Here is a 17421-nt window from a genome sequence, read left to right as displayed (position 1 = left end):
AAACATGGTAGGAATGGCATAATCAATATGTCTACTCCTGAGACTGTAATGGGAAAGAATATTTTTAATATTCTTTCCCAGGATGAAGTTATTACCCTACAGAGTATCTACGTGTCATTCTTCTGTAATTTTCTACTCTTCCTGTCATGACATTTTCTATGCCAGACAATATTCCAGAACAATTATGACAAGCAGGGAAGTCTTGATTTGTTGCACCAACGAGTCGTTGTGTGAATATGTAGCTCTGACTCAAATGACTTGATATATTTTCTCCCTTTTTAGCAAGTTCCGTGACCATATAATTTAAGGCTTGTACTTCAGCATGCAGGCCCGCAATACCGGCCATTTTAGGTAAAATGTTTTTGTTTTCCTTAATATGTGCTTTGATCCGCTGTTCAACTAGTGGGTGTAATGCAGTGCCTGATTCTTTATACGCTTTTTGTATACCCGCGATAAATTCTTTTTCATTAACAACACGATAGCTGCCAAGATCCATATTTGGCCTCCAACGTTTGGAAGTTTGAAGTGTATTGGGGTGGTATTGTTCGAAACCGGGCTTCGCTTTTTCGCTGATAAGTTGCACACCGGGGAAGGTATTTTTTGCACCTAAGCTGCCACTCAGATTTAAAAATTTATCTTTATAGGTATCGTGCTCTCTGTTGGTACCATGACCCATAATACCGGCATGGGCGGCATATCCTTTTAATTTTGCATTTGTATACTTCATATCTCTGGATTTTTGCTCTCTATTTTTTGGTTTCATAGGTTTGAGCGTTTCTTCATTTCTTTTTGTTTCTTGTAATATTTCACCGGTGCTTTTGGTGAAATATTTATATCTCTGCTCAACTCTTGGATTTTGTTTATATAAAAGTGGAGAAATATCAGGTTTGTTTTGTGGAATGGCTAGATCAAGCCAGTCTAAACTTGATAGCCCCATATTGTCCGCAAGCGTAATTGGGTTATTCATCACCATACAATAGAGATTTAATCCATCGATAGTGCCTGCTGGGTCCGCACTTAGCCATCTTCCCACCCACGGCTGATAATACCGATAGCCGTAATAATACAGCCCGGTGGCATCCCGTTCTTTACCGGAATACCGGATCGTTTTGTAACTGGCTTCTGTCTGGTTTCTTGCGGCCCATAGCGCTGTACCGCCAAATGGGTAGTACTCCTCTTGACTGATGATTTGCCCGTCGTTATCTAGCTCAAGTTGGCTGGAACCAATCAGATTATCGTAACTGTAACGTATCTGATTATTGTTGATGTTTTCTGGTTTGCCGCTCTCCCAGTGCAGAACCCGCACTTGCGCGCGACCGGCTTCACCCACTGTAATAATCTGCAACTCTTCCGTTGTGGTAGCACCGTTTTGGGTTGTACGCAGTTCCAGTCCCGACAGGTAGACAACTCGTTGTTGTCGGAGGATATTCTGCATTTGCTGTTCACTGACTTTTAACAGCCGCATCCCGTCGTTGCCATAGAGATACCACTCTATGTCGCTGCCACTGTCGGTGTGGTTATCCCGTTTTACCGGTGTCATCTGTTGTAGTTCACCTCGTGCATTCCAGTTTAGGTTTTGTCCCGGTAGTAATGTCTCCTGATGACCACCTGCCTGAAACAATGCATCCACTTTGGTTGGATCAGTGGTTAAGGTATTCAGTACTGCACGGTTGCTGCGGTTCGAGACGGTTATATCTGTGGTGTAGTTGTTTTGGCTCGCGGGTGAGCTATGCCGGATTTGGGTCAGGTTTCCACCACGGTCATAGGCATAAGTACGGGTGTAATTGGTATAAGTGTTGTTATCGGAAGGCAGTGCTGTAGAGGGGAGATTCTGATTCTGCTGGCCGATATTCGCCATTTCGCGCCCTGTTGCGCTAATAAGCTGATACAGGGAATCGTAGGTATAGATATTCTCTGGTACCATTTTCTGATTGCGCCAGAAGCGGGTCGCTTCTGCATCGTTACGGAGACTGATTATGTTGCCAACCGGATCATATTCATAACGTAAGTCTTGCAAAGCCTTGCTATCGCTTGAACGACGGGTTGTGATGCTCATCAGTCGCTGGGTTTCCGGCTCGTAACTATATTCGGTGATGATACCGTTACCGTGTTCTTCGCGTAGTTTTTGTCCTGCGGCTGAATAGGTTAGGGATTTGATGATCACTTGCTCACTCTGGCCTTTCACCGTCAGCCGACTGCCTTTCAATTGTCCAGCGACATTATAGGCCAGATGCTGGATGTTTCCTTTGGCATCGGTTTGTGTCAACAGAGCACCGGTGGCATCCGTTTTGTTTTCGGTGGTGTATACATCACTACTTAATTTCTTATCCCAGATCTTTTTATCATCCCCTAACCAATTTGCTTCTTGACCATCAACCAGTAGCTGACGGGATTGTGATAAAGCCGCTCCGGTCAGGGAAACTCGATTCAGTTGAGTCGCTCCTGCTGTATCGTAGTGATGTACACACTGACCAGCAAGATTTTGGTCTTTTTCTGCCGGTGTGTTTCCAGCCCAGATGAGACGTTCGGTGATATGGGATGCCCTTTTCTCTGGCTCTTGTTCTGTTACGGATAACAGACGACCGGGCAGAGAGTTGTCTTCATATTGTCGGGTCTGTTTGACACCCGTTGCAGTTACAGTCAGGACAAGACGGTTTTCAATATCATGAAGAGTGACAGTATTACCCGCATCGACACTCTCTGTACGTAGGACGTTGCCCGTTAAATCATACTGCCAGAGAAAATTGGGTTTTACCGAATTATCTTTCTGCCAGGCGTCATACAGGCGTGGGTCAATACTTTGGTGCAGGTGTCCGAGAACATCATACTGATGACGGGTGATACGGATATCACTATTTTTTTCTGCGGTAGCTCGGTGATAACGGATTTCACGGACATCCAGCCCACGGTTATCGTGAACAGTGATAGTGGGGGTATGTTGATAAGTTTTGGGGTCAAAGTTGTTCATAATTTCCCTCTTTGTGGTGTTAACTCATTGTAGTGTTGAATAATTTTTTGTCTGCGTAGCAGAGAACGAATGCTAAGTTCAGCTTCTCCACATTAATGAGGATAACCTTTCTATTGAGATACCAGCGGTATGCAAGATTTCAGGAGATAAGTAGGAATAATCTCATTCAGAAGTATGCTGCTCAAAGGTGCTGCTACAACCGAATAACAGTAGCAAGTATAAGTAGAGGAGTACAAGTATTGTAGAAAACAGCGTTAGGATCTTTTGTTATCGCTTATGGCTGTTTTTTCTGTTCTGTCAAAAAGGAGAAATAACCTATCCTTATTTAACATATAGTTACGTGTGGTGAATATTAACTGGAAGTATAGTTATTGGTTATAAATGTGAGTTATTTTATTGGCTAAATAATTTTTGATGTTCGTCCATATACGAAACTCGGATTAGTTAGTCTGGGGTCAATTAATGACGCCAGATAAATCGGATATATCAGATTATTGTGTTAAGCAGATATTCCAATCAGTATCACTGATTTAAACTTCATTTGTACGTCCCTTGCGTTGGAATAAATGCCTATTACGATATCGTAAGACACTTTCAGTGATTATTATCTGGCTGTTTGTTGAATTTCTTAAATAAAAAATTAATTAAAATTAAGAAGCCAGATTTCAATTTGTATGAGGTTTATATTGCATTTATATTTCATTTGTATTTAATTTATATATGAGATAAAACAATAAATTTGGAAAATAATGTAATTATTACATGGGTTAATATTTAAATACATTATGAGTTAGATATTAGTTAATTTGCTATTGTTATTTTAACAAAATAAATAATATTATATTGTGATTCTTGGTTAAATTGTTAAATGAAATATTGGCTTTGTGAATTATAAATACAAATATTATATTTTTAGTATTATAAATGGAAATTTAAGGTAAAATTAAGTGTTATATTTTGTATATTTTAGATATTTACAAAATAAAAACTTTTTGTTTTTTATTGAAATATCATTATATATAATATTGCTTATTGGCAATTCTTATTTTTATTGTTATTGAAATATTTTATTCTTCACAAGAGTTATAATATACCCTATGGATTTCAAGATGCATCGCGACGGCAAGGGAGCGAGTCCCCGGGAGCATAGATAACGATGTGACCGGGGTGAGTGAGTGCAGCCAACAAAGAGGCAACTTGAAAGATGACGGGTATAGTTGATAAAGGAATATTAACATGAATGATTAATAAAGTAGGTAAATTAATTATATAAAAGCAAATTTCTATCATGTGTATAGAAATATGTTTTTTATTTTTAACTTTTTGGTGGTTTTTATTTTGATAAAAAATTTGATTGGTATTGGAAATATCATAAATTGCTTACTTTTAGGTATTGTATACCCTATGGATTTCAAGATGCATCGCGACGGCAAGGGAGTGAATCCCCGGGAGCATAGGTAACTATGTGACCGGGGTGAGCGAGTGCCGCCAACAAAGAGGCAACTTGAAAGATGACGGGTATAAATATTGATAATATAAATGTAGATCATTAATCTGTTTTTCTTATTTTGTTGTGAATAATTCTGAAAATTGCTCATCATTGAATGGAAATAGACCATATAATGTTTTACCCGAAATAGCTTTCTCGTTGAAAATAATAAGATGACTACTTTGAATTTGATGGTTTTATTTCAGGTTTAGAGACTTTACCTGTTGGAAAAATTGACGAGAATAAAGAAGTAACGTTGTTGATTATCATGCTATACCCAATGGATTTCAAGATGCATCGCGACGGCAAGGGAGCGAATCCCCGGGAGCATAGATAACGATGTGACCGGGGTGAGTGAGTGCAGCCAACAAAGAGGCAACTTGAAAGATAACGGGTATATACCCTATGGATTTCAAGATGCATCGCGACGGCAAGGGAGAGAATCCTCGGGAGCATAGATAACGATGTGACCGGGGTGAGCGAGTGCAGCCAACAAAGAGGCAACTTGAAAGATGACGGGTATAAATAATGATGTCTAAATTCGTCGATAAGGTTATTAAATATAAATTTGTTATTACATTAGTGTTTATTAAATCATAGTTGTTATGTTTTTATTATTTTTCTTACAAGGAATTAACAAAATTAAATGTTAGTTTTATCAGAACGGTGACCTGTTTTTATTTGGTTAAGGAGTTGTATTCAACATGTCATTATTTTTTCTTCGGCGGAATTTATTTGCCGGAGGTTGAAACAACGTACCTATTATTTTAGGGGCAGTAAATACCCTTTTTTCTTTAATTTCTGGAGACGACTTTTGACCTCTCTTGCTTATGTTGATGCCCTTTGTGCGCTTGATCATCCTTATCGGGTCGATAGCGTTTGCGACCAATTATTTGATGCTGCCATGCGTGAATTGACTCTGTACCACTGTGAAAATACTCCCGGTTATTCTCAGTGGTTGAAGGCTAACGATCTGGAAGTGGAAAGATTGGAGAAACTGGACGATTGGTCGCGTTTGCCGCCTATTTTCGCTAATTATTTCAAACGCCAATTGTTGCTCAGTACCGCTGGTAGGAATGCATTGGAGTTGACTTCTTCCGGGACAACCGGCCAAAAGAGCCGTATGCGTTACGATGCACGTAGTATGCGTGCAGCTCAAAATATGGTTGAACGGATTTTCGAGTATTACGGTTGGAATACGCCGCAGCAGCCCTGCAATTACTTGCTGCTAAGTTATGAGCCTGCCGGTACGGTTACGTTGGGAACCGCGTATACCGATCAGTATCTGTGCAAGTATGCACCGGTAAACCAAGCCTGTTATGCACTGCGCCACAACGGAAAAAGCAATGAGTTTGATCCTTTTGGCGTTATCCGATCCTTACAAGAATTTGCGGCACAAGGGCTGCCGGTGCGTATCTTGGGCTTTCCGGCATTCTTGTGGTTCACACTGGAGCGGATGCAGGAAATGGGGTTGCCGTCGGTGCAGCTGCATCCTGAGTCACTGGTCTTTTTAGGTGGAGGTTGGAAAACGCACGCTGATAAAGCTATTCCAAAATCCTTACTGTATCAGCGTTTGGGGGAACAACTGGGTATTCCTGACGAGCGGTGCCGGGATGGTTACGGTTCGGTGGAGCATCCAGTGCCTTATGTTGAGTGCCGAAATCACCATTTTCATGTGCCGGTCTATGCCCGAACCTGTATCCGCGATACAACTAACATGGCGGTTCAACCCTATGGTAAGCCAGGTTTTCTGCATTTGGTATCACCTTATATCACTTCCAGCCCGGCACACAGTATTGTGGTGAGCGATTTGGCGGTGCTGCATCCGGCCGCTGAATGTGGTTGTGAGTTAGCTACCGATTGGTTTGAGTTACTAGGTCGTGCCGGTACCAGTAAAAGCCGCAGTTGTGCGATTACCGCTTCTGAGTTGATAAAGGAGTCCTGAAATGTATTTAGTGAATGGTAAGGTTATCTCTGACTTGGAGCCCGCTAGCGTATTGGCGGAACTTAAAGGTAATTTGGCTGAGACGCTGGCTTGTCCCCCAAGTGTACAACAGGTATTGGCGTGTGCTGAGCGCTTCGTTGATGATCTCGATACTGTTGCTGTTAAGCTTGCGCTGGATAGAGCCACCATCACCGCGTTACGTCACTTCTGTCATCGCGATGCTTTAGAGGCAAAGTTGCGGCACGAACTGGGAGAACAGCCCTTTTCTCTGCGTCGCTTTGACTATACACAACCCCGTTTTGAAACTTGGCAACCGTTGGGATTGGTGGTGCATATTACGCCGGCCAATGCGCCTTTGCTGCCATTTATGGCCGTGTTAGAGAGCTTGCTAGTGGGTAATGTCAACTGGTTACGTCCTAGTAGCAGTGACCACGGCCTTAATGCGCAGATACTGGCTGAATTCCTACGTCATGACCTGAGCGGCACGTTGGCACCTTATATATCCGTGTTGCCTTTGCCATCTGATCAATTATCAGAATTACTGGCGTGTGCTGATGCAGTATCTGCCTGGGGCAGTCATAGCGCCCTGACCGCTATTCGTAGCCAACTACGACCCGGTTGCCGTTGGATAGATTGGGGACATCGTATCAGTTTTGCTTATTTGGAGCCGATGGCTGCCAGTGATGCTGATTACGATGCATTGGCTGATGATGTTTGCCGTTTTGACCAACAAGCGTGTTCCAGTCCACAGTGTTTGTTGGTAGATAGCGCTGACGAGAACGTTTTACGGGAAGTTGTTGGTGCTGTGGCTGCCGCACTGGCACGACGCGCGTCAATATGGCCAGCTTTACAGACAGACATACAGGAAGCGGCGGAAATCAGCAGTCAGATGGCATTTTTGAAGTTGGATCACACTTTTGCTGAATTCCGCGGTTCGGTAGAAGAGGGCAATGGCTGGCGAGTAGCCTGGATACAGCGTCAAGAGCTTGCTCCATCGCCTCTGTACCGTACTTTGCAAGTCCGTCCGGCACCACGTGCACAATTGGTTGAGATTTTGTTGCCGTGGCGCCCCTATTTGCAAAGTTGTGCTCTGATAGCGAAAGAAAAAGCGCTGCCGATGTTGAGTCGTCAGTTGTTGGCCGCTGGTGTTAGCCGGATATGTCAGGCTGGAGCTATGCATGATGGCTACGAGGGTGAGCCACATGATGGTGTTTATGCATTGACTCGGCTGGCGCGACGTGTCTCCGTCAGTTTGAAAGCTGAACAACTGCCAGGCCATGTCACGTTGGATAAATGGTCGGCCAATCCGCCGGAACTGGCAGGGATTCCAGTGATGGATAAAGCAAAGTTTCAGAGCGGCGGTATGACGGCAAAAGCACAGGTGTTTTTCCGTAGCGGTGGCAGTAGTGGTGAGCCAAAGTTGGCGGGTTTCAGCCATCGAGATTATCACAGTCAAATGCAGGCTGCGGCAGATGGCTTATTTGCTGCTGGCCTGGAGCCATCCCAAGATCGGGTAATGAATTTGTTTTATGGCAGTAACTTGTATGGCGGTCTGATGAGTTTCTTCACTGTGCTGGATAAATTATCCGTGCCGCATTACCCGATGGGGGGGCCAATAGACGATGATTTTAGCCAAATCAGGCACTTTATTGTCACTCAGGGAATCAATACGCTGGCGGGAATGTCAAGCACTATACACCGATTGTTTGAATGTGAAGAGGCTGCGTTACGCGCCTATGGTGGGATACGCAAAATTTTTACCGGTGGTGAGCATATTGGTGAAGAGCGACGTCGGTTTCTGTCCAGTTTTGGTGTACAGATAATTCAATCGGCGATTTACGGTTCCGTGGATGCCGGTCCGTTAGGCCATGCTTGTGCTTGTTGCCAAGAAGGGGAGTTCCATCTGTTATCTGATATTCAATGGCTGGAAATCTTGGCTCTTGATAGTGATCAGCCTGTTCCGACAGGGGAAAGCGGTCGACTGGTGTTTACCCCTCTGGCACGGGAAGGGCAGGTGGTCCAGCGTTATGATATAGGTGACTTAGGTTATTGGCTCCCTGGCCTCTGCGCCTGCGGATTACCAACGCCGCGGTTTAAACTGGAAGGCCGTCATGGTGCGTTATTACGGGTAGGTTCTATTTTTTTGAACCCAACAGAATTATCCGCTGGGCTACCATTTCCGGTGCAGTGGCTGGTAGGGAAAAATTCCAGTGGTTGTGATTATATCTATATATTAGCCGACGGGGATGCTAAGCAGGTACGTATGCATCTGTTGCAACATGGGATGCTGAATCAGGTCGTCAGTGGTGGATTGCTTCAATTGGACGTTATCCCTACACCGGCTGGACAGTTCCATCGTCACCCGCAAAGTGGCAAAACGCCGCTGGTGCTAGATAGCCGATTCTGAGACCAATAATACTACTTTTTGGGTAAATCATGACACTATCATTACACGATCTGGTTGAATACGCCCGCAATCATGCGCCTTTTTTTAAAGATCTTTATCGTGATCTGCCGCGATCTGGTTGGGCGCTAACTGATCTGCCATTGATCAATCCTGCTGACTATTGGCAGCAATCACAATCGCTGGAAAACTGGTCGGTATTAACTGGCCCTGTTAACGGTGGTCATGTTTTTAAAACCGGTGGCTCTACCAGTGATGGTCGATTGTCGGTGTTCAGTCATAGCGAATGGCGTGCTTTTGTGTGCGCATTTGGTCAAGGGCTTGCACAGCAATTACAGCCAGGTGACCGCGTTGCTAATCTGTTTGTGGCTGGTGATTTGTATACCAGTTTATTGTTTATTCACGGTGCCTTGTCCTATTCACCGGTGCCGGTGGTGGAGTATCCGTTTACCTGGTCAGTTGATGATCGAGCACTGGCCGATGCGATTGTCAGCTTGGGGATTAATGTTTTGGCTGGGGTGACGGTGCAACTATTACGTTTTGCCAGTACCTTGCAGCAGTGCGGTCAGTCTATGCCCGGCATTGATCGCCTGTTGTATGGCGGTGAAAGTTTGTTTCCAGAGCAACTGACACTATTGAGTCACGTATTTCCGAATGCGCGTATTGGTTCAGTTGGTTGTGCCAGCGTTGATGCGGGTCTCATTGGGGCGGCGTCTCCCGATTGCTATTACGGCGAACATCGGGTTTTTGATACGGAAACTATTGTTGAAATTATTGACGAAGTTAATGGTCAGCCGATTACGGCGCCCGGCCAAAATGGCCTATTGGTTGTGACCAACCTGCAACGACGCTTGATGCCGGTTATCCGCTACCCGACGGGTGACATGGCCTGTTGGTGTGAAGAGTCAGGACTGCCGCGCCGCAAATTCGCTTTGCAGGGGCGAGCGGGCAGCGCTCACCGAGTGCGAGTTTGCTCACTGTCCATTTTTCCTGACCATATTGCGCGTTTACTGCAACAGCAAGAGGGCATACTGGCTTGGCAGTTATTGCTGAGCCGTCAGGGTGGCATAGATAAGATAGAACTATTGTTAGCCGGCGATTCATCACTGGCACCATCGACAACATCAGTGCATCAGGCGTTGCTGGTGGCACAACCCGCTATAGCAGAGTTATGTGATCAGGGATTACTGCATATGGAGGTCACTTACTGCGTTTTGGAAAATATGGTCACTCATCCACGCTCCGGTAAATTGATGCGGGTAGTTGATCATCGTGGTTATGGTGCTGAAGAGAAGGCAGCGTGAGCATGAATCCAGAAATGCCATTAATTCGATTATTCCGGGAAGAGGATTCTACCGGTGTTAGTGCGTTATTTCGGGTTGTTTACGGCGAAGATTATGTCTACCCGGAAGTCTATTTACCTACCATGCTTGGCCGTTATAACGCGGCAAAACAGTGGTATTCCGCTGTTGCGGTACAGGATGGACACGTGCTGGGACATGCGGCACTGTGGCGGGATGAACGCTGCTCATTAAGCGCTGAACTGGCGTTGATCGCAGTACATCCACAGACACGTGGGCAGGGTATTGCTACCGCTCTTGGGCGATATTTGTGTGATCAGGCCAAAGAAATAGGGTTAAGCATACTCACGATTAAGCAAGTGTCGTCACATAACTACAGTCAGCGTCTGGCCCAAAATCTGGGGTTTCACACCACGGGATTGTTGCCGGACTATGTAACATCACCATTTGATCAGGCGCGACCGGAAAGCATAGTACTGGGTTGTTTACCTTTACAAAGCTGGCCATTTCCAGAGTTACATTGGCCTTCCGGTTGGCAAAGGTGGTTGACATCGGTGACTCAAGTCTTTGGTCAAGAGCCTCTGCAACCGGAGGCGTTGGCTGATGCAGATTTCCGTATAACCAATCATGGACGTCGGTTGGAAGTGTGGATAGAAAAGCAGACAACCGAGCGGGTAAAAGAGGTGGCAGAGTTACCGGCACATAAACTGATATATGTGAAATTGCCGGTAGGGGAAGGGACTCTTCAGGCAATAGAAATTTTGCAGCAGGCAGGATTTGCCTGTACAGGGTTTGTGCCCGGTTATCATCCCCATTGGGAAGCTTTACTGGTTCGGGGGCATAGTAGGAAAGAGTTAGCCTTAAATTGTCAGTTTGCTCGCAGTTTGCATCAACAAAGCATGTTTGCTTGTGCAACTGCATAGCCTTTCTGTGATTATCAGAGGTAATCTGGTAAAGCCCATCAAAGCTTGAATAGTTTTGCAGATGATTGACAAAGTGTTGGTCTTTTGGTCAGCACTTTGAACGGATAGTGGTTAACAGTCTGACCATAATTTGAAAAAATCTGCGGTGTACTTCTGCCAATTCGTCACTGCTGCTTAAATTCTCACTTTTGATAATTAATTGTACCAAAAATGTTGCAAAATATGATGAATTACAAGTATCAATCGACATTATTTCTCTAAATTTCAGAATATTCCTATATGTTTTTAAGTGAAATTCATTGCACTATTGATTATTTATTAATCCATAAGTGGCAAAAGCATGATGATGATTTCAGTTAGATTCACTCTTCATGTTGTAAATCATTGGAGAAGTGAATAAATGGCAATAGGGTATTTCCTGCTCGTTGGTGATAAAACAACCTGTGGCGGTCAGATTATTACCGGTGACCACACCATGACATTTAATGGGCGAGCAACCGCTCGTGAAGGGGATAAGGTTACCTGTGGCAAACATCCCGGTACTTACGTGATTGTTGGTGGTGTATCCGATGTTTTTGACATGGGGCGCAAGCTGGCTGGCACGCTGGATAGTGTCAGTACTTGCCCCTGTCGCGCTCGGTTTATCAATTCGGAGATGGACAGCTATGAGAAGCAGAATAAGGCTGCTGACCGGGTTGTCGCTCCCACGAATATGGCGCAACAGCATTTCTCTTCTCCGGTAAAGGATGTGGGAAGCCCGCCTGCAACACAGGCGCCTCCGCCGCCGATACCGGTGTTTACGAAGTCCTGCCAGCGGGGTAAAGGGTGTACTGATGCTGGAACTGAGCCTGAATCGGCAAATAACTTTGGCAGAATGGCGGTATATCAGGTGCCGTCATCTCCTGCTCCGGTCACGGCGCAAAAGCCTGAACCACCTCCGCAGGACAAGAAACACCCGCCGGAACCGGATAAGCCGCGGGATAAAAAATTACCGTGGTATAAGCGGTGGTTTCGTAGTGGAAAAGATAATGCCGAAGCGGCGGCTACCGCTGTGGCCGCCACTACCCGCAGCGCGGTAGCGGAAGGGGAAACGCTGGTGATGCGTTACATTGGTGGCGGCGCTATCAGTGCTGGACGTTGGCTGGCGGCACCGAATCCGGTAACGGTTGGGTTAATGGGGCTGTTTTATTCACCGTCGTTGAATCAGGGGGAAGAGGATTACTTAGATCCGTATCGCCTGAGACAGATAGCGGAACAGTATGGAAAAGCACCAACTCGTGTACGTTTTCGCTGGATCAGAGATGAAAAAAGCGGCAGGATGACGGTTCAGGGATATCACGTCAGCCCGGAAGGCGGCTTGGATAAAGTGCCGGTTCGCATGATGACGCTGAATCGGACTACCGGTAATTACGAGTTCTGGGAACCGGGAGAAACCCGGCCGACAATTTTATGGACGCCGAATGAACAGGAATTCAAGGCTCCAGCCCATACCGGGAATGAAGAACAGCCGTTTATTCCGTCGCAAATAACCGTGTTGCCGATCCCGGATAAAGTGGGCAGCGATATTGAATCGTTGCCAATGCCGGAAGAGAAGGATTTCCGCGATTATATTCTGGTATTCCCCATTCCGAATATGCCGCCGGTGTATGTGTATCTGAGTAAACCGCCGGTGAAATTGTTTGAAGTGGATTTATATAGAAATTTTGCCGGGCGGCTAAGGAATGGAACACATGCGGATCATATGCCTTCGGCAGCGGCTATTCGAGCGAGATTGCAGAAGATGTACCCAGATGCTCAACCTTTTGAAATTGATGCTATGGCTAAAGATGTTGCCGCCATCATTATTCCTGCCGAAGTACATCGAAAATTCAGTATGACTTATGGTGGACGAAATACTTCATCTCGGATAGAACAGGATTCAAAGGATTTACGCTCTGCGGTTGACCGGGATTTTGATGCTATAAAACCAGCGTTGAAGCAGTATGGTGCAACAGAAGACCAACTTGAAGAAGCTAGATCGAAGATGCATAAAATTAATCGGAAACAGGAATTATATAAATAATGGCGACCAACATTGAAGCGTTAATTAATAGCTTGGGGAAAACCTATCAGGAAATTTTTGATGAAGGGCTAATTCCTTATAAAACTAAACCAACAGGATATCCTGGAGATCCTAATATATCCCTGCATATGATTAAAGAAGGTGTACATCTTGCTTTTAGGAGGGATAACAAGGTCTTATTTGCGATAGGACTCATCTTGATTGATGAGAAAAAAGATTCATACCAGTTTCCAAATGAACTACCATCACCATTAATTCCTATAATGTTTCGGCAATGGATTCATGAACATTTTGGTGAACCTGAAAAATCACTTCCACCAAGGAAAAGGTTAACTAAAGAAATTGGCTGGACTGAGTTATATACCTTATTGGATTTTCGTATTCCAACTAGTATGCAGGTTGATTACGATCTGCTGGAGCAAGTCAGATTGGTGACTTTTTTGCCTACGTCAGAGGTGCGTTGGTAATCAATATGTAGATGGGAGGTTATTTTTAAAAGCCAATTCATTTGCGGGTAGTTTGAAAAATAGAGTCGTAGGTGAATTGGCTAAATCAAGAGCGGAGGTGATATAAATAATGACTATTAACGTTGAAGCGTTAATTAATAGCTTAGGGAAAACCTATCAGGAAATTTTTAATAAAGGGTTGAACCATTATAAAATTAAACCAAGTGGTTTTTCGGGTGATGAGGTTATTTTCTTGGAAATGGTAAAAGAGGGGGGCTGGCGTTTTATCGTGAGGGGATGAATTTAAAATAAATTACATTAACCCTATTAAAGCTTTTATATCAAGGATGGATTTAACTCAATAAATGCAACTTTTCAAATGGAAGAATTAATTGCATTTAATCGAAAATCATTAACCATTAATAGCGAATTGAAAAGAAATCCGCGCGTAAAATAATACTATCCGAGCAGATAGGTATTAAATCGCTTTCTCGCCGGTTATTTTATGAAGAAAACGATAAAAATAACCCAATAAAAAAAGGATAAAACGGTTAATGTGGCAGGATTTAAGCCCTGGGAAAAGGGGGATGATTATCGGAATATGCTCCCGGGGATTCACTCCCTTGCCGTCGCGATGCATCTTGAAATCCATAGGGTATATATTGTTTAAAAAATAATGAAAATACACCAAGAATATTAATTATATTAATTTTTTTGTAAATTAATTATAAATATACGTAAATGTTTATTCTAAATAATTATATAAAGGTAAAGTTATTTTATTGTCTGTATTTTGTTTTTTAATGTAAGCAAGTTTTGTGATTTATTATATTTTTCCTCACACATCATCATCGTGTATGGCGTCTTTAGAAGGCAGGGCGACCTGATTTTCTTAACACATAAGATGATGATTGTTTTTTGCGCGAAAAACCTGTTCCTCATGATAAACCTCAATTCAGGAGTCCGTATGAATCAACTCGCCAGTCCCCTGATTTCCCGTACCGAAGAGATCTACAACCTGCCCGGTAAATTGACCAATCTTGGTTATACCTCAGTGTTTGATGTGGTACGTATGCCGCGTGAGCGTTTTATTCGTGAGCATCGTGCTGATCTCGGGCGCAGTGCTGAAAAAATGTATGACCTGGCAGTGGGCTATGCTCATCAGGTGTTACACCATTTTCGCCGTAATTCTCTTAGTGAAGCGGTTCAGTTTAGCCTGAGAAGTCCGTTCTCCGTATCAGGTCCGGATTACGCTAATCAGTTCCTTGATGCAAACACGGGTTGGAAAGATAAAGCTCCGAGTGGGTCACCAGAAGCGAATGATGCCCCGGTAGCTTATCTGACTCATATTTATCAATTGGCCCTTGAACAGGAAAAGAGTGGTGCTAGTGCCATTATGAATACGCTGGTGGAGCGCCGACCCGATATCGGGGCTTTGTTAATTAATGATAAAGCGATCAATGAGGTTGTACCGCAATTACAATTGGTTAATGAAATTCTGTCCAAAGCCATTCAGAAGAAACTGAGCTTGGCTGATCTGGAAGCGGTAAACGCCAAACTCTCCACCACCCGTTACCCGAATAATTTGCCATATCATTATGGTCACCAGCAGATTCAGACAGCTCAGTCGGTATTGGGTACTACGTTGCAAGATATCACTCTGCCACAGACGCTGGATCTGCCGCAAAACTTCTGGGCAACAGCAAAAGGAAAGCTCAGCGATGCGACTGCCGGTGCTTTAACTCGACTACAAATTATGGCGAGTCAGCTTTCGCCAGAGCAGCAGAAAATCATGGTGGAAACCGTCGGTCAGGATTTCTATCAGCTAAATTATGGTGATAGTTCGCTTACGGCGAACAGTTTCAGCGATATGACTATACTGACCGGCCGAACAAGTTTGACTGTACCCCAGGTAGAACTGATGTTGTGTTCAACTGTCGGGGGTTCTACGGTGGTTAAGTCTGATAATGTGAGTTCTAGTGACACGACAGCGACGCCATTTGCTTACGGTGCCCGCTTTATTCATGCCGGTAAGCCGGAGGCGATTACCTTGAGCCGCAGTGGTGCGGAGGCTCATTTTGCTCTGACGGTTAACAATCTGACAGATGACAAATTGGACCGTATTAACCGCATCGTGCGCCTGCAAAAATGGCTGAATCTGTCCTATGAGGATATTGACCTGTTGGTGACTTCTGCTATGGATGCGGAAGCAGGAAATACTGCGCTGTTGATGAGTAACAATACGCTGCGTATGTTGGGGGTGTTCAAACATTATCAGGCGAAGTACGGTGTGACCGCCAAACAATTTACTGGCTGGCTGCGCGTGGTGACCCCGTTTGCCATTACACCAGCAATACCGTTCTTAGATCAGGTGTTTAACTCCGCTGGCACCTTTGATACACCTTTTGTGATAGATAATCAGGATTTTGTCTATACATTGACCACCGGGGGAGATGGGGCGCGTGTTAAGCATATCAGCACTGCACTGGGCCTCAATCATCGTCAGTTCCTGTTATTGGCGGATAATATTGCCCGTCAACAGGGGAATATCACGCAAAGTACACTCAACTGTAATCTGTTTGTGGTGTCAGCTTTCTACCGTCTGGCTAATCTGGCGCGTACATTGGGGATAGATCCTGAGGCTTTTTGTGCCTTGGCGGATCAATTAGATGCAGGTACAGGCATCGTCTGGCAGCAACTGGCAGGAAAACCGACAATCACGGTACCGCAAAAAGATTCCCCGCTGGTGGTGGATATCCTGAGTTTGCTGCAAGCGCTAAGTGCGATCGCTCAATGGCAACAACAGCACGATTTACCCGTTGAAACCTTACTTTTACTGTTGAGTAGCGGTTCTACCTTTACCGGGCAGGGCACTGACGATCAATTGAACTTTATCCGTCAAGTGTGGCAGAACTTGGGCAGTACATTGGTGGATGCAACATTGTTATCCCGTAGTGGTGCGCCATTAGTTGATACCAGCGGCCACGTTATTGACTGGTTTGCTCTGCTCTCGGCAGGTAATAGCCCGCTTATCGATAAGGTTGGTCTGGTGACTGATGCTGGCATAGAAAGTGTTATAGCCACGGTGGTTAATACACAAAGTCTGTCTGATGCAGATAAGAAGCTGGCAATGACTACTCTGACGAATACGCTGAATCAAGCGCAGCAAACTCAGCAAGGTGTCGCTGTCAGTCTGTTGGCGCAAATTCTGAATGTGAGTCAGTCACTGCCTGCGTTGTTGTTGCGTTGGAGTGGGCAAACAACCTATCAGTGGCTGAGTGCGACTTGGGCATTGAAGAAAACCGTTAAAACTGCGGCTGATATTCCCGCTGACTATTTGCGTCAATTACGTGAAGTGGTACGCCGTTCCTTGTTAACCCAACAATTCACGTTGAGTCCTGCAATGGTGCAAACCTTGCTGGACTATCCAGTCTATTTTGGCGCTTCCGTAGAAACAGTGACCGATATCAATTTGTGGATGCTCTATACCTTAAGCCGTTACAGTGATCTGTTGCTCCAGGTGGGTAAAGCCGGTGGCGGGTCGGAAGATGATGTACTGGCCTACCTGTGCGCGGCTAATGCTGCTACGTCGTTGAGTCAGGCGGATGCTGCGCAGACGTTGGCAACTCTGTTGGGTTGGGAGGCTAACGAACTGCAAGCCGCTTGGGCGGTATTAGGTGGGATTGCCAAAACCACTCCGCAACTGGATACGCTTCTGCATCTGCAACAGGCACAGAACCAGACGGGTCTTGGCGTTACACAGCAACAGCAAGGTTATGTCCTGAGCCGTGATAGTGATTATACCCTTTGGCAAAGCACCGGTCAGGCGCTGGTGGCTGGCGTATCCCATGTCAAGGGTAGTAACTGAGTGCGTTCACTATCT

Annotated in this window: 9 protein-coding genes; 8 read left to right on the top strand and 1 reads right to left on the bottom strand. The window is 44.9% G+C overall.

Annotated elements, in window-relative coordinates; all coding sequences use genetic code 11:
* Positions 1–91 precede the first annotated feature (91 nt).
* Positions 92–2968, bottom strand: coding sequence for an RHS repeat-associated core domain-containing protein (locus ACGF49_RS11885; protein ID WP_387491103.1), 2877 nt, complete (start codon positions 2966–2968; stop codon positions 92–94).
* Positions 2969–5271: 2303 nt separating this feature from the next.
* Between ACGF49_RS11885 and ACGF49_RS11880 the strand changes: the two genes are divergently transcribed.
* From ACGF49_RS11880 to tccA, 8 genes are all read left to right on the top strand, one after another.
* Positions 5272–6402 (top strand): acyl-protein synthase, encoded by a 1131-nt coding sequence (locus ACGF49_RS11880; RefSeq protein ID WP_387491101.1) that lies wholly within the window; start codon positions 5272–5274, stop codon positions 6400–6402.
* A gap of 1 nt (position 6403) precedes the next feature.
* Entirely contained in the window at positions 6404–8809 is a 2406-nt protein-coding gene (locus tag ACGF49_RS11875) for an acyl-CoA reductase (protein ID WP_113043496.1), read from the top strand.
* A 29-nt stretch (positions 8810–8838) separates the two neighbouring features.
* Complete coding sequence (locus ACGF49_RS11870; RefSeq protein ID WP_387491098.1) at positions 8839–10110, top strand: phenylacetate--CoA ligase family protein; 1272 nt, start codon at positions 8839–8841, stop codon at positions 10108–10110.
* A 2-nt stretch (positions 10111–10112) separates the two neighbouring features.
* Positions 10113–11030 carry a GNAT family N-acetyltransferase gene (locus tag ACGF49_RS11865; protein WP_228902804.1) on the top strand — a complete coding sequence of 306 codons (918 nt, stop codon included), beginning with the start codon at positions 10113–10115 and terminating at the stop codon, positions 11028–11030.
* Between the two features lie 400 nt (positions 11031–11430).
* Positions 11431–13092 carry an S-type pyocin domain-containing protein gene (locus tag ACGF49_RS11860; protein WP_387491095.1) on the top strand — a complete coding sequence of 554 codons (1662 nt, stop codon included), beginning with the start codon at positions 11431–11433 and terminating at the stop codon, positions 13090–13092.
* Positions 13092–13559, top strand: coding sequence for a DUF6392 family protein (locus ACGF49_RS11855; protein WP_228902802.1), 468 nt, complete (start codon positions 13092–13094; stop codon positions 13557–13559). Before ACGF49_RS11860 ends, ACGF49_RS11855 begins: the two co-directional genes overlap by 1 nt.
* A 109-nt stretch (positions 13560–13668) precedes the next feature.
* Complete coding sequence (locus ACGF49_RS11850; protein ID WP_387491092.1) at positions 13669–13839, top strand: DUF6392 family protein; 171 nt, start codon at positions 13669–13671, stop codon at positions 13837–13839.
* Between the two features lie 666 nt (positions 13840–14505).
* Positions 14506–17406, top strand: a complete 2901-nt coding sequence (gene tccA / locus ACGF49_RS11845) for an insecticidal toxin complex protein TccA (RefSeq protein ID WP_158536594.1) — start codon at positions 14506–14508, stop codon at positions 17404–17406.
* Positions 17407–17421: the final 15 nt, after the last annotated feature.

The organism is Photorhabdus sp. RM96S (assembly GCF_042879335.1).
GTDB lineage: Bacteria > Pseudomonadota > Gammaproteobacteria > Enterobacterales > Enterobacteriaceae > Photorhabdus > Photorhabdus kayaii.
This window is presented reverse-complemented; position numbering and strand designations above follow the sequence as displayed.